Annotated in this window: 11 protein-coding genes; 9 read left to right on the plus strand and 2 right to left on the minus strand. The window is 39.7% G+C overall.

The annotated features are described in order from the left end of the window. Nucleotides 1-143: 143 nt before the first annotated feature. Genes CH352_RS12040 through recD form a run of 3 tightly spaced genes read left to right on the plus strand, consistent with a single transcriptional unit; the run spans nucleotide 144 to nucleotide 8,975 of the window. Complete coding sequence (locus CH352_RS12040; RefSeq protein ID WP_100707542.1) at nucleotides 144-3,545, plus strand: exodeoxyribonuclease V subunit gamma; 3,402 nt, start codon at nucleotides 144-146, stop codon at nucleotides 3,543-3,545. Next, entirely contained in the window at nucleotides 3,532-7,191 is a 3,660-nt protein-coding gene (locus CH352_RS12045; RefSeq protein ID WP_100707541.1) for a UvrD-helicase domain-containing protein, read from the plus strand. Before CH352_RS12040 ends, CH352_RS12045 begins: the two co-directional genes overlap by 14 nt. Continuing rightward, nucleotides 7,188-8,975, plus strand: a complete 1,788-nt coding sequence (recD, locus tag CH352_RS12050; RefSeq protein ID WP_100707540.1) for an exodeoxyribonuclease V subunit alpha — start codon at nucleotides 7,188-7,190, stop codon at nucleotides 8,973-8,975. Before CH352_RS12045 ends, recD begins: the two co-directional genes overlap by 4 nt. A 2-nt stretch (nucleotides 8,976-8,977) precedes the next feature. Here recD and CH352_RS12055 read toward each other — a convergent pair whose 3' ends face one another. Together CH352_RS12055 and CH352_RS12060 are read right to left on the minus strand one after the other, a co-directional pair. Next, nucleotides 8,978-11,818: an adenylate/guanylate cyclase domain-containing protein gene (locus CH352_RS12055; RefSeq protein WP_100707539.1), complete on the minus strand. Its 2,841-nt coding sequence runs from the start codon at nucleotides 11,816-11,818 to the stop codon at nucleotides 8,978-8,980. Between the two features lie 72 nt (nucleotides 11,819-11,890). Beyond that, on the minus strand, nucleotides 11,891-12,367 hold the full coding sequence (locus CH352_RS12060) for an STAS domain-containing protein (RefSeq protein WP_100707538.1): 477 nt from the start codon (nucleotides 12,365-12,367) through the stop codon (nucleotides 11,891-11,893). Between the two features lie 105 nt (nucleotides 12,368-12,472). On the opposite strand from CH352_RS12060, the gene CH352_RS12065 reads away from it, so the two are divergent. The 6 genes from CH352_RS12065 (at nucleotide 12,473) to CH352_RS12090 (ending at nucleotide 19,527) form a co-directional block, all read left to right on the plus strand. Next, the gene (locus CH352_RS12065) at nucleotides 12,473-14,359 is read left to right on the plus strand and encodes a polysaccharide biosynthesis protein (RefSeq protein ID WP_100707537.1); all 1,887 of its coding nucleotides are present in this window, start codon (nucleotides 12,473-12,475) and stop codon (nucleotides 14,357-14,359) included. Next, nucleotides 14,352-14,831: a ClpXP protease specificity-enhancing factor SspB gene (locus CH352_RS12070; RefSeq protein ID WP_100707594.1), complete on the plus strand. Its 480-nt coding sequence runs from the start codon at nucleotides 14,352-14,354 to the stop codon at nucleotides 14,829-14,831. The genes CH352_RS12065 and CH352_RS12070 overlap by 8 nt, the downstream gene beginning before the upstream one ends. Beyond that, nucleotides 14,828-16,435: a permease gene (locus CH352_RS12075; RefSeq protein ID WP_100707536.1), complete on the plus strand. Its 1,608-nt coding sequence runs from the start codon at nucleotides 14,828-14,830 to the stop codon at nucleotides 16,433-16,435. The genes CH352_RS12070 and CH352_RS12075 overlap by 4 nt, the downstream gene beginning before the upstream one ends. Before the next feature lie 80 nt (nucleotides 16,436-16,515). Beyond that, a complete protein-coding gene (gene htpX / locus CH352_RS12080) occupies nucleotides 16,516-17,427 on the plus strand; it encodes a protease HtpX (protein WP_100707535.1) in 912 nt (303 codons plus the stop codon). Nucleotides 17,428-17,525: 98 nt separating this feature from the next. Further along, entirely contained in the window at nucleotides 17,526-18,059 is a 534-nt protein-coding gene (locus tag CH352_RS12085; protein WP_010514444.1) for an adenine phosphoribosyltransferase, read from the plus strand. Nucleotides 18,060-18,066: 7 nt separating this feature from the next. Then, nucleotides 18,067-19,527 carry a S1C family serine protease gene (locus tag CH352_RS12090; protein ID WP_100707534.1) on the plus strand — a complete coding sequence of 487 codons (1,461 nt, stop codon included), beginning with the start codon at nucleotides 18,067-18,069 and terminating at the stop codon, nucleotides 19,525-19,527. Nucleotide 19,528: the final 1 nt, after the last annotated feature.

Below are 19,528 nucleotides of genomic sequence, written 5' to 3' on the forward strand. Positions count from 1 at the left end.
CAACTTCCGATAATCAACATTATGTCGCATTAGATAAAATCCTTCGGATTGGCGATACGTAAGCCTCTAAGAGCTCCCCTCTCGGATTAAAACTTTGTTTTACCGGTCCGTAATTTCAGAATTTCTGGTAGAACCGATCTAAGATGAGTATAAGAGTCCATAGTTCCTACGATCTTTCGGATTTATCCGAAGCATTATCAACATCCTTGAGAAAAGAGATCTCGAGGCAGGATGGACTATATTCTCCCACGGTAATCATCCCAAATAAGAGTATGGAAACCTGGTTGAACTTGGATCTGGTCCAAAGATTCGGCGTGGTATTCAATATCAGATTTTTGTTCTTGGAAAAGTATTTAGAAGAATTGCTTCTCGAAAAATTTTCTCCAGAAATCGATCCGAAATCTAGGCCGTTCCTCCAAGGAGAATCCAGAAAATTTCAGATCTACGAAGCTTTGCTCCGAGACCAGGAATTTCTTCAAAAGTATCCCATCCTCAAAAATTATCTTTTGCCTTCCGGAAGAAAAACTCCCGACCCAGTGAGACTCTTGGATCTATCAGGACGTTTGGCAAAATATTTTAAGGACTATGAACTTCACAGACAAGACTGGATCCGAAATTGGTTGGGAGAGAAATATTCACTTCTGCGACTGCCGGGAGAAGATATCTGGGAAGAAGTCGCCACCCAGTCTGAAATTTTTTTCTTTCAGAAAGAATTATATTCTTATCTTACAAATTCAGATCCATCCAAAGAAACTTTGATCCAATATTCCATGCGAAATCTTGGCTCCGAGCATAAGGCCAAAAAACATTCTCCAAAGAATATGTATCTATTCGCATTGTCCCAACTTTCGAGTACGTATATTTCTATTTTTCAAAACCTTCTTCCTGAAATCCATTTAGAGGTTTTTCAATTCGGAGTTCCCGATGGAGAACAGGTCGCTGGAACGGAAAGAAATCAGATCTGTAGAAACTGGGCGAACTCATTTCGCTCCTTAAAAAAATCCTGGGAGATCTCAGGAGCAGAATTCCTATATTCCACTAAAAAAGAAAAACATACAAAGACAGTTCTGTCAGAATTCAAAGAATATCTTGGACGATCAGACTATAAAGCAGCATCTCGACTTCTTCCGGATGAGAGCTTACAAATTTTAGAAGCGCCCGGAAAGGTTCGAGAAGTAGAAGCGTTATTCCATCATATTCTTTCCATCTTATCCGAATCTAAAGAAACCAAATTAACCGATTTTGGGATATTCTGTTCCGACCTTTCGGAGTATAGACCGGCATTAGAGTTCGTATTCGAAGGCGGGATCCAGGCAAAACTTTCGGAGAAGTCAGGTAGTTCTATAAAGACATTACCTTATAGCATAAGAGATGTTATCGCTTCGGAAACAAGTGCTTATATCAGCGGAATACTTTCTTTGTTCGCCCTACTCTCTAAAGAAAGATCAAGAGCGGATATTTTTAAACTACTTAAGAACCCATGCTTCCAATCTAAATGGGAAGTAGAACCATCATGGGTAGAAGAATGGGCAAAGTTCTCCGAAGATTTGGAATTATACCAAGACGATTCTTTGATAGACGACCAACCTCTTGCTTTTTCTTTCCGAAAAGGATTTTTAAGGTTAGCCGCCGGAAATATATTATCTGCAGAAGAAGAGGAAGATCTTCCCATCTCCCCTTTCGATTCCGGATCTGGCTCCTTAGTGTCTACATGGATAGGGATTTGGAAACGTGTATCTTTCTTGTTGGAAGAATTTTCCTCTTTGGTTTCGGACCCAAAAGTTTCTGGCGAAAAAATTTTGGATTCACTATCGGATCTGCTAAGAGAATTATTTTCCTCTCCTTCTTCTAATCCGATAGAAGTGGAATTGGAAAAAAATATTATAGATTCATTATATGAATTGAGAGCCGTGGATTGGGACCCTAAAGGTTTCGGAGATAGGCTTAAATTTTTAGAGTCATTTTTCAAACAAACAGGCGGAGAGATCCAAGTCAGAAAAGGCCAATATCTAACCGGAGGAATTACCGTATCTTCTTTGCAACCAATGCGCCCGATCCCATTCCGACACGTATATATTTTAGGATTGGGAGAAGGTTTATTCCCCGGAACAGACGATACCTCTGCATTTAATCTAAGGCATTTGGCTCCCAGAGAAGGAGATATAAATGTAAGAGGATTAAATCAGTCTTTATTATACGAAACGATCTTATCCGCAAAACAAAGTCTGGTAATATCTTTCGTAGCGGAAGATATTACAAAAGATGAAAGTATTGCCCCTTCTTCTTCCTTACTTTTGCTCGAACAAGCTTTAAAGGAGAATATACTGGCTCCTGAAACTTCCGTTCGGATCAAGATCCCTCTAAACAAACATAGCAAAGAATATTTTATACAAAAAGAAACTTCTACTTCAAAGTTTGCGGAGAAGTTCCGTAAAAATTTCGATCTATCTTCTTCTCTACTCTACGGAAAAGAAGAAGATAAAGAATATTATCGCAAAGTGGTGCTTGGGAACTTTCAACCTAACCCTTCTATTAAAAAAGAAACTACAAATCCGGAAACTTTAGATTGGAATGATCTGGTCCGATTTGCAAAATCCCCTCTTTCCTATCATTTGCAGAGAAGGTTCGGGTTGTACTCGGAAGAGATCTCAGAATCAGATAATGCAACGGAGGAGCCATTTCGGATTTCGGATAATTTTAAATTTATGAAAGAGTTATGGTCTTATTCTATGAAAAAGACCGAAAAGGAACTCCAAAATTCTTTGAGCGGATTATTCTCAATTTGGGAAAAAAGGGGAAATATCCCCAGAGGAATTTACGGAGATGCCGAGTTTTTAACTAAGTCAGAAAGAGTGGGAAAAATTTCAGAGATAGTTTCCGAAATACTATCAAACGCGGAAATTTTGTCCGGAATTACTTTCGGAGAATCTCCTAAGAAAGGGAATATGCTTTCCTTGCCCATTATTCCATTAGAAATTCCGAATGAACATAAGATTAGTATAACCGGTTTAAAGGAAGATGTTTTTCTGAAAAAGGAAGCCGATGGTAGCTTCACTCTTGTTCTTGTATATCCGAACTCAAAGAAAAAATTCAAAAATTTAATTGAGCCTTTTTTGATCCAATCTTTGTTAGATCTTATTCCTTCTATAAATACTCCAAGGTCAGTTACTGCAATTTTCGGCTACGGAGACAAACCGACTATCTTAAATATGAATCGAGAAGGAGGAGAAGTATATCGTAAAAAATTCCTCTCCGATTTGGTGCGGGAATTTTTGGATCAATCTATCTCTTTAGTTTCTCCTGGTATCTGGGAAGACTTTCCGGATAGAACTGAAGTTGATCTAAATGATTCAAAAAGTTTAACTCTGCTTTCTCAAGAATATAGGACTTGGGCACAAGAATCAGTTCAATACGATCCTGAAATTTATTTGGATGAGGTCATTCGACTTCTACCCTATCCTCAAAATTATATAAGCGAAAAGGATTTTTACCTCTGCTTGAAACTGTATCATTCATTGGAGAAAGTTTTTTATGCAGAAAAATAAACTGGAACCGGTGAGCAATTCTTTTGCCGACCAGATCGATATTACTAAAAACGGTTTTATCGGCGCCTCTGCCGGAACAGGAAAAACTCATACAATCGTATTTCTAGTTCTGAAAATACTAAAAGATTTTTTTAAAACATCTCTGGGTTCCGATAAAACTCCTTTCGGTATAGAATCTATATTAGTACTTACTTATACGGATAAGGCTGCGTCAGAACTTAAAGGAAGGATACGCGCAGAATTAAAAAATACAATCCTCAGATTGGAAAAAATAGAATCACCTAATGAAGAAGAATCTAAAGAGCTGGATTATTTTTTAAACCAGGCCTCTCGTTTAGACCAGGCTTATATATCTACCATACATGGATTTGCTCATAAAATCTTAAAAGAATATTCATTGGAATCGGGTAGCTCCGATAATTCGGAACTTATCGAAGAGTTTTCGGCAGTTTCCAAAGCGTTGTATAGAAGGATGCGCAGTGAGTTTGGCGGAAAATACCCTAAGGAGCTTTTACCATTTATACTTTCTCAAGCGAACCGTTTTTATAATGACGGATTCCAAGGAACTACTTGGGAAAATTTTGTATCTAATCTTGCAGTGAAGAAGGTTTCTTCTCCTGATTCTATCCAACTTCTTCCCCGCCCTCAAAAATTTCCGGAGATCAGTTCTCTCCGAAATATATTTTTGGAAATCAATTCTATCTTTCCTAAATTTTTAGAATTTCAAGATTCATTTAAAAAGAAAATTAATGCGAATAAATATAAGGCTCTTTCCGCTCGGCAGCTAGAATTTCAAGACTCACTAAAAAAACTTATAGATTCTTCTCGGCCATTTTCTCCTTTTCCGTTTACGCTGGCCCTAAAAAAGATCCTGGACTTAAAAAGAGGAGAAAGTTCCGGAATAGAATCTATCCTTCTTTCCGACGAAGAATTAAAACCCGCAGCTTCTGAATCCGGATTTCTTTCTTACACATTAGAAAGAGAAAAAATTCGAAAACTTTCTTTAAATTTAAGCGTATTAGAATCCTCTCTTTCTTCTTTTTTGGTTTCTCTAGCGGAAGACATTGCGGAAGATTCGGTAAAGATCAAAGAAGAAGAGAATTCAATCACTTACGGAGATATGATCTTAGGACTTTCTAAATCTTTAGAAAAAAATCCCGAGTTAGTTTCAGAATTAAAGAAACGTTTTCGCTTCGGGATTATAGACGAATTTCAAGATACTGACCCGGACCAATATAATATTTTTAGAATATTATTCTTAGAAAGATCTTCAGGGGAAGGCACGGAAGGAAGACTTTTCCTGATCGGAGATGCAAAACAGTCCATTTACGGTTTTAGAGGTGCGGACTTAGGCACTTATTTGGCTGCAAAGAAAGAATTTGATACCGGTGGAAAATTTGCAGATTCTTCTGTCGTTTATCCGGAGCTGGACACAAATCGTAGGTCTTTACCCGAACTCATTTCTTCCTACAACTCTATTTTCGGAAGTGCAAAAGGAGAATGGTTCCCTATTGGAGAAACCGGATTTTTGCCAATAGAATATATAAATGTTAAATCTCCAGAAGTCCCAGGGAAGGCAATTTTATATTCGGATAAAAGTAATCGTGCCGCTTTAAATGCATTCTCCCTTTCGAAGGAAAGCAATGCCGACAGATTGAAGGAGCAATATTCTAAATTTTTAGCGGAAGAAATTCTCCATTTGGTTTCTGAAAAGTCCGAGATCTACATTAAGAAAGAAGGATATTCTTCTCCGGAGAAACTAAGTTGGTCTGATATTTCAGTTTTGGTTCGAGGCGAAAACGATTCTGAATTCCTAAAAAGGCAATTTAAGACAAGAGGGATCCCATATACTTATCCGAAACAAACCGGATTATTCGGATCTCCGGAAGCAATTCGAATTAGAGAGATCCTACAATGTTTAAATGAAGAAGGAAGCAGGGATTCATTTTATAAATTACTAATATCCGATCTGTTCTGTGTTCGCCCTGAAAATCTGCAAGATTATGAAGAATATCCAATTGAGTCCGGAGAAAAAAGACTTTTGGAAACCTGGAGGAAATTCTCTCGTAAAAAAGATTTTCCTGGGTTATTCGGATCTATTTTGACAGAAAGTAGATTAGCTTCTCCTCTTCCGGAAGAATCTAGACAAGATTGGGAAAGAAAGGTCGCGAACTTTAAACAGATATTTTTCTTCTTAGCGGAAAAAGCATCCAAGTCGGATCAGACTTTAGGAGAGCTTATCACTTATTTGGAATCCAAGATGGTATCTAAAGAGGACGAAAAAGATTATTTAGAAAAAGATTCGGAAGAAGACAGAGTAAAAATTTTTACCATCCATTCTTGCAAAGGTTTAGAATTTCCGATCGTATTTTTATTCGGAGGATTTTCTGGCTGGGGCACACAAAAAAAGAAATTCTCCGAATACAGAGAAGGCGAAAAACGTATTATAGATCTAGAAAATAATAAGGCAGAGGATTCCGTTTTTAATACGATTAACGAAGACAAAAGATTGTACTATGTGGCTCTGACTCGGGCAATGTATAAATTTTATTTTCCATTACTTGCAGAGCCCGATCCGAAACGCCCTCTGGAATTATTCAGGAAATCATTTTATGCAGCAGCATCTGAATTTCCTAAAGACTCTTCCGTAGCAAAATTTTGGGAGAATGAAGAAGGAAAATACGAACAGGAATGGATTCGAGATCACAAAACTATCTCCGGGTTAATGAATACTCCAATAAAAGAAGAAGGAGCGGAGATCTTACGTTCTGTTCAGATTTGGCCGGACAAAGCTGAAAAAAGAAAGATTATCCTAGAAAGTTACTCTTCTTTGGATTCATTTTTTACTTCGGAAGGATCCGGATTCCAGGTTTCCGAAACAAGATCATTCAAAACGGACGAAACACCTGAGGAATCTAAGGAAGAAGAGCTCCCTTCCTCCAATAAAATGGGAAATCTACTCCATCAACTTTTAGAAACGGAAGATTTTTCAGTTTATCAAAATGCAAAATCGGCACAGCAAATCCCTGAAAGTAACTTAAAATCATATAAGAATATTCTAAAGTCTTATGGATATGGAAATAGTTCCGAACAATTGGAATTATTTGCGAAAAGAATTTCGGAATTGTTTTGGAATACTCTCAAAACCCCATTATCACATTCGGAAAATAATATCTCACTTTCTGAAATTTCACCTTCTGAAAGAAAACATGAGGTGGATTTCTTTTTGAAAATCCCGGAACAAACAGGGACTTCCGACTTACTAAAAGGAACCTTAGATCTAATATTCCTTTCGGAAGGCAAATATTGGATCTTAGATTGGAAGTCCAACCTTCTCTCCTCTAATTTTGGGGAAGATCCTTATTCGGAAACTCATCTAAAAGAAAAAATACAGGAATCTTATTCTTTGCAAATGGCAATCTATTCCGTAGTTCTGGACGATTGGTTGAGATTCAAATATGGAAAAGAATATGATCCTAAACTTTTAGGCGGGATGTATTTTTTATTCCTTCGAGGAACCGAACCAAATATACCGGGAAGAGGAATTTTTTACCAAGATATTGATCCTGAATTTGTAGAAGTTTCCAAAGAAAAAATAAAAGAGACCTTGGATCTGAAAAATAAAATTTCTGCGGAAAAAGAATGAAAGAAGAATCCCTCGAAACGATTTTAGATCATGAATATGCAGGATTTCTGACAAAGGAATTTGCATCTTACGCTAAAGAAATTCCTTACGAAGTCCTATTTTCCCGAAATCTTTCTTTGATACAAGCATCTAAAACTGGAAATCTTGCCGTACCGTTCTCTGAAAAAAGCGAGATTTCGGATATATTATTTAAAAAACGGGACAATCTATTATATTTTTCTAAAATATTTGGCCAGCTAACATCCATAGAGGAAGGTTTTGGAAATTTACTTAAAACAAGCTCCACGACAAAATCGGAAAAAGTTCAAGAAGTTCTGAACGAACTCATTTCTTCTAATCCTCTCTCTATTAAAAGAGGGGGGAAAGAATATATACTTTGCGGAGAAGGAGAACAAAAGGAAGCATTAGAAAAAGCTCTTAGACATCCATTTTTTGTTCTTACAGGTGGACCAGGTACAGGGAAAACCACAGTGGTTGCTAATGTGATCCGTGGACTTTTACGTTTAGGTTATGATTTAAGGCAGATCGGACTTGCGGCACCTACAGGAAGAGCCGCCCAAAGATTAAAAGAATCTTTAGAAAATACGATCTCGAATCTTCACACAAAAAATAAATTGGATGATTCCATTTCCGAGATCCCAACTTCTACATTACATAGGCTTTTGGAATACAACCCTAGGAAAAGAAGTTATAAATACGGTAAAAATTTTCCACTTCCCTATCGAGTAATCATCCTGGACGAGGTATCCATGGTGGATCTGCATATGATGTACAGATTGATGGAGGCTCTACCCTTCCGTTCCGAAAATTTTAGGTTTATACTCTTAGGGGACCCGAACCAATTACCTAGCGTCGAAGCAGGAGCTGTTTTATCCGACCTGGTTAAAGCCTTAAAGAAACTAAATTCAGAAAATCTAATAGAATTAAAAACAAGTCATAGACAGGAAGAGGAATTTTCCTCAATCTCTAAAGCGGCAAAACTCTGCGTAAAAGAGAATATTTCTTTGTCTGAATTCCAAGAGAATCTTCCGAAACCACTTCATATAGATCCCGTTTTCTCTAATTCCGAAAACGTAGATCTAAAAGGTTTTTATCGGATCCAATTAGATTATAAAAAAGAATGGAAAGAATTTTTAAAAAGAACGGCGGAAGAAAAGATCTTACCTATATTTTCTAAACTTCCCCATCCGAATTCTCCCAAAGAATTAAAAGAATATTTAAATAAAGATCTGAATCGATTTAAGATACTTACAATTCTTAGAAACGGGATTTTCGGAAGTGAATTCATTAATAAAGAATTAACGGAGCTAATCCTTCATTATAAAAAAGGAAATCTAGTTCAGATCGGAACCAGGACGTATTTTTCAGGGCTTCCAATACTCATTACTAAAAACGACAGAGTAAGAGGAGTTTATAACGGAGACACTGGCCTCGTTTTAGAGGTCCAAACGCCAAATGGAGGAAGCGAACTTAGAGCATTATTTTTTATAGAAGGAGAGATCCGAGACTTTGCTTTAGATACTCTTCCTCCTCATGAGCCTGCATTTGCGATTACAGTGCATAAGTCCCAAGGTTCAGAATATGATTCTGTTTTTATTATTTATCCGCCAGACCCGGCTGATCTAAGCTCAGAAGAAGTTTCTCTAGAACTATTTAAAAAGGAAATTTTATATACCGCTATCACTAGAGCAAAACGTTCTGCATTTTTGGTTTCGGAAGAAAAACTTTTGGAATATTCTCTCCGAAACCGTTTTGAAAGATTGACCGGTTTTAAACTAAGCTAAAACTACTTATGATCTCTAGTATAAACTCCGTCCCAAGAAGTTGGAGGTGGAGTTTTTTTATACTCATTGCATCTTTCTACAAGTAGTTGGACAGCTTTATCGTCCTTACCTTTCGCTTTTTCGGATTCCTTAAACTTTTTCACAGCAGGATCCCATTTGCGATCCAAGTACAAGGCTAAACCTTCTTCATACAAACCGATAATTTCCTTTTTGGCGGAGGCAACACCCTTCAATTCTGAGATCGCTTCATATAAGATCACTGGTTCATTTTTACCTTTTACCCGGACTAAATCTAGTTTCCTTGTAAAAATAGAATCCTTAATTTCAGAATGGACTGAATCCGAAACTAAAATGGATACTCCATAATCTTTGCCTGCTGCTTCCAATCGAGCCGCAAGGTTTACTGTATCTCCCATCATCGTATAAGACGCGAGAGCGTCGGTTCCCATAAATCCAACTTTGGCAAGTCCTGTATTCAAACCGATCCTGATCTGCATATCTCTTGCGTCCGGGATATATTTTTGGCCCTTCTTCCAACCGGACCGCAACTCTTCTAGCTTATCCAACATTTTGATAGAAGCGCGAGTTGCTTTTAAACAATGACCTTCTACATCGACCGGCGCGTTAAATATACCTACGATCGCATCTCCGATATACTTATCCAAGACCCCATCGTGTTCTTTTAAGATCAGAGTCATTGCGGAAAGATATTCGTTCAAAAGTTCGGACAATTCCACGGAACTTAACTTTTCACTAATATTAGAAAATCCTGCTACATCCGAGAAGAATGCCGTTACTCTTTTTTCGGTACCTCTTTTGAGAGCTGCAAGATCTTTCATTGCCTCTCCGATCACAACAGGATCGATCATACTTCCCAAGATACCCTTGATCTTCTCCCTTTCTTTGAGACCTGTCACCATTTGGTTGAGTGCAACGGAAAGATTCCCGAATTCGTCATTTCCGCCCTGCTCAAATTCTACGTTTAGATTTCCTTTTCCTACTTGTTCTGCGTTTCGAATGAGGCGTTTGATCTTTTGGACGACAAAGCCGGAAATAAACACGGCTAAGAAGATTGAAAATCCGCAAATTCCTAATGCAGAAAGTACCGCTCTATCTCTGTTGCGTCGGATCGATTCCAAACCTTCCGTTCTATCCACCACGGTTCGGATCACTCCTGAAAAATTGGATGCCAATACAACTGTAGGAAGATCTTCCGAAACTTCTGAAATTAGAGGTGTTGAGTCCAATTTCCAAAGGATTTGTTCTGCTTCCGTTCTACTATTTCCAATGATCCCGTCAGGGAAGAGTGCTTTTAATTTTGTAGTAGGAGTTTCACTTTCTCCCGAATAAATCCATTCTCTGACGGAATTCCAACGTTTTTGGAAAATTTCTTTTCCTTCTTCCGATTGGACCGATCTCCCATAGTCGGAACCGTCCGGTCTGAATCTGAGTAAGATCTGATCTTCTAAAGCGGAGTCTCTGATAGAGCCGAAAGACTCTATATCTAGTTCTTCCTCTTCTTTTGGGGGATTGTTCCTCAGATATGTAGCATACAATAAATTTCTTTTACGGACCAACCCTGCGTATTGGGTATACTGGTTTTTAAAGTCTTTATCTTTGAAAGGAGGAATAGGAGGCTTTTTTTCTTTAAGTGCTTTGAGCCTAGCTTCTAAAATAGGAGGGATTTTAGAAAGTTCGGATAGAATTTCCTGTTCTTCTCTTAAATAATTGGTCCAAGGTCCGAGTGTAGCTCTTCTGGATTCAATAAGTTTTGCTCTTTCAGTAGATGCAGGATTTCTAAAATGAGGAGAATATAAAGCCTGTAACTCTAATCCATTTTGTTGGAAAGAAGTAGGACGTATCTCTCCTAAAACTCCTGCTCCTTCTAAAAGAGAGCTTAACGCAGATTTTAAACCTTCTTCCAAATTCTCTTCCATCGGAGCTTGGTTGAGAGAAGATTCAGAATCGAAAATTTTAGTATCTAATGTAGGTTCGGATGCTTCTCCCGGAATAATACCTGACACTGGAAATGTTTGGATCCTAAATCTACCAGTATCCAATCCTAATTCTTTAATTTTCCTCTTTTTGGAATCCGCAAGTATCGAGACTATATTCTCATCCAAATCGGATCTGAGCTTACGAGCTAAAAGCGATTTTTTACGAAGTTCTTCTTCTGCTGCAGAGATTTCGGTATGATCCGGTTTTTCCTGATTTTCTTTTAGCTCGCCTAGACGTTTTCGGATTTGGTTCGTTTCTCTATCGGCAAATACGAATTTTTTAGCCATTCCTTGTAGGTGGGCAAATTCTTTATCACTGACTACTTCTTCTCCACCATGCTGTAGCTGGGTACGGATATTTTTTTCTAGGATCTGTATTTCGTCTTTGGAAAGATAAGCAGAATAATACGTATCTAAAGTTTTACGTACCGTATTTTTTCCAAGTGCTCCGAACAAACTGGTCTTGATCCCGAAAAACGAGACTTTCTTTTCCTGGACTACGGTTTTAGTCGTTTTATATTTTTTTAATGCTTCTGTTTGTTTGCTGACTCGGTCCCTAAATTCTTCGATCCGGATCAAACTTTGGGAAATATTGTCCAATTCCAGAACGAGAGAAGAGATATATTTTCTGGAAATGGCAGCTTCTCTATCGTAACTATCCGTGAGGATCTCGGTTTGTTGCCTCACATAAATGAAGGAAAGAATCAGAATAGTCAGAACGATTAGACTTCCTGTAAACCAGGCGAGTTTTGCTCGTATCCCGGAATAAAATAGTCTCGGGAGGACTAGAGTAAGATCTAGGATTTTTTGCCCGAAACTCTGCTTGTGAGAAGTCTGTGTACCCATATAATAGTAACAGCACCAGTCGGAATTTTTTCTGGCAAGCCTATAAAATTTGGAAATTTATTTCCGAATGGATTAGAATAATTTCTCGTAACTAGCCGTTCTATAGTCTGCGGTCAGGTAGAAGGTATGGTCACAGGAGGGACAACGATAATTTCCTTTTCCCTGCACTCTCAAGATCTGGAGGCAAGCAGGACATGCCGTAGTACTTTCGTTAGGTTCGAAACTCCGATCTAAATTTTGGCCGGAGACTAGATAATATTTTGCTTCTTCTCTAGTTTTGAAGTATGGGATTTTTTCCCTAAGTCCTAGACGATTCCAATCTCCCATGAGACTTTCCGACAATCCGCAGGCTGCATATTTGGAACTCAAATGAGCGAGAGAAGAATTTTTGAGCGAAAGTAAACCACTCTCGTCCCAAATCTGGAGATCTCTGGCATCCAGTAGAATTTTATGGGGCTCACTTCGAAGTAATGGATCCGTTTTTTCTCGGAAGGTGTTTCCGAGTAAGGAATCCAGTTTGCCTTGTAAATTGACGATCAATTCTTTCACTAGAATAAAAGCCCTTTAAAGTTTCGAATCAGATCGGGTTTTTAAGCAACCTAAAAAACTCAAAAAGATTGGACTTTTCCTCACCTGCGACATTTTTTTTACTTAATGGGACAATGGAATCGTCGAAGCCTTCTCTTCCCTTTGGATTTAAGCTTCATGATCCTCTCTTATTTTCTAGCCCACCTGATCCGTTTCGAATCCGTCGTATTTCTGCAGGAGCCTAACGACTTTTTTATTCCTCTATTCATCGTAGTGGTTTGTCGTTCTCTAGTATTTCTATTTTCGAATATTTACAGATCTATCTGGGCGTACGCTTCCATTCATGACCTGGTGGAAATTATCAAGACCACCATTCTTTCCTCCCTGATCTCGAATACGGCACTCTTATTCTATAACGGATTCGAACATCTTTCCAGAATGATCCCGGTTATAGACACACTTCTTCTTTTAGGATTTTTGTGCATACGGAGTCTTTCCTGGAGATTAGTGAGAGATCAGTACATTCTACGCAAAAAACAGGGAGATGGAATTCCAACACTCATCTTAGGCGCCGGAAAAACGGGAGCTACACTTCTCACAGAGTTAAGAAGGCATAACGATCTGAACCTTCTACCCTTAGGGCTTTTGGATGACGATGAATCCAAGATAGGCGCGCATATCCAAGGTGTCCCGGTTATAGGAAAAATTGACCAAGCAGAGTCTCTGATCCGTTCTTTGGAGATTAAAAAGGTCCTGATCGCGTTCAGCAATCCTGACGGAAAACAGATCGGTAAGCTCATCAAAAGTTTTGAATCGGAGAATGTAGATTTCAAAATTCTCCCTTCTTTGGGCTCGCTTTTTTTTGATCCGCCCAAAGTACAACAATTAAGAGAGATCCGTGTAGAAGATGTACTCGGTCGCCCAGTTGTAGATCTGGAAATAGAATCCATTCGTTCTTATATCGCGGGTAAAACTGTGCTCATCACGGGTGCCGGAGGGTCAATCGGCAGCGAATTATGCAGACAGGTTGCAGTATTCCATCCCTCAAAAATGATCCTTCTCGATTCTGCAGAGACTCCTCTGTACGAGATAGATTATGAACTCAGAAAAGTTTTCAAAGACAGCGGGATCCAATTTAGAGCGGTGATCGCAGATATTAAAAATCCATTGAGGATCGGTTCTGTTTTCGAATCGGATCGTCCCCAAGTAGTATTTCATTCAGCAGCTTACAAACATGTTCCTATGATGGAGATCAATCCATCCGAAGCGGTTTTAAATAATGTACTAGGAACTAAGAACTTAGCGGATATTTCTAGAATTTATGGGACGGAACGTTTTGTTTTAATTTCCACAGACAAAGCAGTCAATCCAGTAAACATAATGGGCGCTTCTAAACGAGTTGCTGAATTGTATTTGCAGGCAATCTCCCAAGGGACCAAAACCAAATTTATCACGGTAAGATTCGGTAACGTGTTAGGTTCTAGCGGTTCAGTCATTCCTAGATTCAGAGAACAGATTAGCAATGGCGGCCCTGTAACTGTGACCCATCCCGATATCATCCGTTATTTTATGACAATTCCGGAAGCTACACAATTGGTTTTGCAAGCAGCAGCCATGGGGGAGAAGGAAGAAATTTTTCTCTTAGAAATGGGAGAACCGATCCGCATCCTAAATCTTGCAGAAGATATGATCCGACTTTCTGGATTCAGGCCTTATACAGATATTCCAATCGTGTTCACCGGGCTAAGACCTGGAGAAAAACTATTCGAAGAACTGCTGTTAGATCTAGAAGGGATCAAAAAAACACATCATCCTAAAATCAGGATTGCAGCCCCCTTAGAGGAAGGAGATCCTAGCAGCTTCCAGGCCAGATTTAACGCATTATTAGAAGCAGCAAAATCGGATCGGGAAGAAGAGATATTCTCTTCTTTTAAAGCGCTCGTGCCTGAATACAAGATACACAAAGAATATATCAGCGAGGAGACCTCGCGTAAGTTGAAAAATGATGGATAGTCCGAATTTAGAAGACATACAGACACTTCGAGAATTCAAAAAACAACTCTTTTCAGTGTACTGGGAAAGGTTCGGCACATTCTATGTACACGTAATGCCTCATCCGGATCTAAAGATCGGAAAAAGAGGACTAGTGGGAGAAGAACCCGAATCAGGTATCATCCTAGTCATCGGGCCCCGCGCCGCAAGAGATATCAAAATAGAAGAAGAATGGGTCTACGCAGAACTACAGTTCGGCTATACCTGGGAGCAAGTCTTCCTGCCTTGGGACGGAATTTTCAGATATTTCGACAAGTCCCAACAAACAGTCACTCAAATGAGAATTTATTTAGGTAAACCGGAACAAACTTCTAAAAAAGAGGAAGTGTCTCCGGCAGAAACCAAGGAAGAAGTTTCCGATTCGGAATCAGGATCTTCAAAACGAAAAGATAATGTAATCCAAGTAGACTTCGGGAGTAAAACAAAGAAATGAGCAAATACAAATGGTTTGTTGCCGGGGACCTAGATGGATTCTTCGGCCTGATGATCGATAACCTCATCCAAATTTTGGTTCTGGTAGCTTTGTGTATTGGCTTTTGCGGAATGCCTCAGGATTTTGTATTCAGAGTCGTAATTCCAGGAGCTGCAATTTCTCTCTTAGTCGGAAATCTTTTCTACGCTTGGCAGGCAAGACAACTCTCACTTGCAGAAAACAGAAGTGATGTAACCGCATTGCCTTATGGGATCAATACTGTTTCCTTATTCGCATTTGTATTTTTTGTAATGTTCCCTGTATATCAAAAGACAAATAGTTATAAGGCGGCTTGGTCTATCGGACTTCTCGCAAGCTTTGTATCCGGTCTCATCGAATTCTTTGGGGCATTTGTTGCCGAAAAGATCCGCAAAGCAACCCCAAGAGCGGCACTTCTATCTGCACTCGCAGGGATCGCACTTACATTTATCTCCATGGACTTTTTAGTCCGTACATTCTTAAATCCGTTAGTTGCATTTGTCCCATTCGGAATTATACTTTTACAATATTTCGGAAGAGTTGTTTTTCCATTTAAGATCCCAGGTGGACTCATTTCAGTAATCGTAGGAACCTTACTTGCATGGTATCTTCCTCATATCACTGGAAAACAAATGATGGATGGAGCTGCATTACACTCCTCTATTGATTTTGGATTTAATTTCCCAGTATGGAGCGGCCTGGATCTATTCGATGCTTGGAGCCAAATCGGAATTAGAGAATATCTATCCGTGATCTTACCAATGGGAATTTTTAACGTAATCGGTTCATTACAGAATATTGAATCTGCAGAAGCAGCCGGAGATAAATATAACACCAGAAATTCTCTAATGATGAACGGTGTAGGAACAATTATAGGTTCTTTATTCGGATCTCCTTTCCCAACTACAATTTATATCGGTCATCCGGGTTGGAAGGCGCTCGGAGCTAGATCAGGTTACTCAAGTCTAAACGGGATTTTCATGACTCTAATCGCATTTTTTGGTTTAGTCAGTTTTGTATGTGCTCTCATTCCTGTAGAAGCGGGAATGGCAATCGTACTTTGGATCGGGATTGTGATCGGTGCACAAGCATTCGAAGCGACTCCTACTAGACATGCACCTGCAGTTGTGCTTGGACTTCTCCCTGCTCTTGCCGGTTGGGGAGTTTTGATGATCCAGAGCGCATTCAATTATGCGGCTCCAATTCTTGCAAAAGCGGTAGAAGGAACAGAGGCAGCTTCTAAAACCCAGAATATCTGGCTTTCCACAGTTCCGCTGGATCAACCTATTTTCCCATATTCTCTTGGTGGACTTTTGAGTTTATCTCAAGGATTTTTACTTTCCTCTATGGTTTGGGCAGCGATCGCAACATTTGTGATCGATAGAGATTTCAAGAAGGCGATCATTGCCAGTTTAATAGGTGCATTTCTGGCCGGAACAGGATTTATACATTCTTATTCACTAGCTGGGAACGCAATTTTGAACTCTTTTCAGCTAAACTTGGGTCCATTTGTTTGGGCATATTTGTTACTTGCGGGACTTTTTCTTTTAGCTTCTTTCTTAAAGAAGGAACCAAGAGCGGTCTAATCATTACCGGAATTTAGAAGACCGGCGGGCACGGAGTTACCGAGGCCTAAAAAACTTCTAAAAAGGAGAACTGTTCGCCTATGGCGCTTTTTCGCAGATTTGGATTATTCGCGCTTACCAATATCGCGGTAATCTTCACGATCGGATTATTACTCAAACTTTCGGGATTGGATGTATATTTAGCCAGATCCGGAGTACCTTACGCAACTACCCTCTTGTTCGCAACGATCTGGGGTATGGGAGGAGCATTCATTTCTTTGCTGCTTTCCAAGTTTATGGTAAAGGCCTCCATGGGAGTCCAAGTTATCGATCCGAGAAACGCATCCGGATGGCAAAGAGATCTTTTAACTAGAGTGCAAAGATTGGCTCAAGGTGCAGGACTACCTATGCCTGAAGTCGGATATTACGAATCACCAGAGATCAACGCATTTGCTACAGGCCCTAGTAGAAATAGCGCATTAGTCGCCGTATCTACCGGACTTTTGAACGGAATGGATAGCGAAGAGTTAGATGGAGTTTTAGGACACGAACTTTCTCACGTAGCCAATGGAGACATGGTAACCATGACATTGGTACAGGGAGTAATCAACTCATTCGTGATTTTCTTCTCTTGGATCGTAAGTAAAGTCATCGTTTCTCAATTGAATCGTAACGATGATAGAGGATCCAGTGGTGGATTTTTTATGGAGTTCATGATCAGACAACTTCTTATGGTGGTCTTCGGACTTTTAGGATCCATAGTAGTTGCTTATGTTTCTAGAGCCAGAGAGTTCCGTGCTGATGCAGGCGGAGCAAAATTGGCTGGAAGATCTAGCATGATCTCTGCTTTAGAAAGATTAAAACTAGCTTTCACAAGAGATCCGATCGATCAAAGAGGAGAAACAATCGCCGCTTTGAAAATTTCCAATAGAGCCGGAGGACTTGCTTCCTTATTTGCAACCCACCCTCCTCTAGAAGAAAGAATTGCTGCTCTTAGAGCAAAAGCATACTAACCTAAATTCGCGGCCTTCTTTTCTGGAGGCCGCTCTTATTCCCATTGAAAAAAGAATTGTTTGTTCCTTTCCCGAAAGTGGAATTGGACTTCGAGCCCATGTCCATAGTTAAAAGCAAAATTCGCACGATCCCGGATTATCCCCGCAAAGGAATCCTATTCAGAGACATCACTTCCCTATTATTAGATCCGGAAGGTTTAGCTCTTACCATAGGAACTTTCGTGGACCGGTACACCGGCAAAGGAATCACTAAAGTCGCCGGAATCGAAGCCAGAGGTTTTATCATTGGTGCACCTCTTGCGTTCCAACTTGGAGTCGGATTTATTCCGATCCGTAAAAAAGGAAAACTCCCTTCCGAAACCGTTTCCCAAGAATACGATCTAGAATACGGAAAAGATGTGATCGAAATACATAAAGATTCCGTATTTCCGGGAGATAGGATCCTACTTATGGATGATCTGATCGCAACAGGCGGGACAATGATCGCTGCAGTACAGTTATTACAAAAACTAGGAGCAGAAGTTCCGGAAGTAGGAGTTATCATCGATCTTCCTGATCTGGGCGGAGCTACAAAATTAAACAAAGACTTAGGTGTAAACGTATTCTCTATTTGTGAATTCGAAGGACATTAAGAATCTTATGCAGATCCTGAAATCCGGTCTGATCTTACTAGCATTCTCCATTCATTTTCCTCTCTTCTCGGAAGAAAGAAGCGATTTCGATCATGTGCGAAAAGCAGTCGTGCAGATCAAGGTCTATTCCCAAGCATTCAGCGCATTTACCCCTTGGGCTACTGACGGAGTTCGTGCAAGTTCAGGCACCGGATTCCTGATCGGTAATAAAAGAATATTAACAAATGCTCATGTAATCTCAAACGCAAAGTACGTTCAGGTACAGAGATACAACCAGACAGAATGGTACAGGGTTAAGATCCTACATGTAGCACACGATTGCGACTTAGCGGTTTTAGAAGCGGAAGATCCGGAATTTTACAAGGATTCCACAGATTTAAGCCTGGGAGAAATCCCTGAACTGAATTCTTCCCTCATCGTTGTAGGATATCCTATCGGAGGAAATAAGGTCTCGGTAACCAGAGGGATCGTTTCCAGAAAAGAACAATCCAAATACGAGCATTCTTCCGTAGACAGTCACTTGGTATTGCAAGTAGATGCTGCGATCAACCCGGGGAATTCCGGAGGACCCGCCATCCAAAATAATAAGGTGGTGGGAGTCGCTTTCCAAGTCGCAACCAAAGGGGAGAATATAGGCTACCTGATCCCTACCAAAGTGATCCACCATTTTCTGAAAGATATAGAAGACGGAAGATACGACGGTTACGTGGAACTTGGGATCGGAACATTCAATTCTTTTAATACTTCTCTCAGGAAAGCCAAAGGTATCCCGGACGGTTTAGAAGGTGTATTTGTAACTAGGATACTTCCAAACGGTTCCGCTGATGGTTATCTGAAAGAGGGAGATTATCTGACCGAGATAGACGGTCTTACAATCGGAAGAAATGGGACCATTACCTTGGACAAGGACGCTAGGGTAGATTTTACGGAAACAGTAGATGATAAATATTCCGGAGAGCCGATCCGATTTAAGGTATTCCGTAACGGCAAACTGATCGATGTGGAATTCAAAGCCAAAAGAATGCCTGATTTCGATTTTATGAGAAACAGGTACGATACACCGTTTGATTATTCCATGATCGGTGGATTATTATTCCAAGAAATGTCTAGAGATCTTCTGGGAGCTTGGAGTAGAAGTGGTAGCACTTCCGGCGGCAGCCAGTTCTTATACAGATACGATTATTTTATAGAAGATGGAATAGGCAGGACCAAAAAAGCGGATGTGGTTCTATACAGAAAATTGGCTCATCCGGTAAATTCATCTTCCGATTATTTCCTGAATCTGGTTTTAGAATCAGTCAACGGAGAAGCGATCAATAGTTTGGCAGACCTGAAAAGAATTATCTCCGAATCCAAGTCTAAATTCTTAAAATTAAAATTTCTGAATATTGATCTTCCATTGATCTTGGATCGAGAGGAAACCCAAAAGGCGGATTCCCAGATCAGAAGCACCTACGGTTTGGAGTAAT

It is taken from the genome of Leptospira hartskeerlii, assembly GCF_002811475.1.
GTDB classification, from domain to species: domain Bacteria; phylum Spirochaetota; class Leptospiria; order Leptospirales; family Leptospiraceae; genus Leptospira_B; species Leptospira_B hartskeerlii.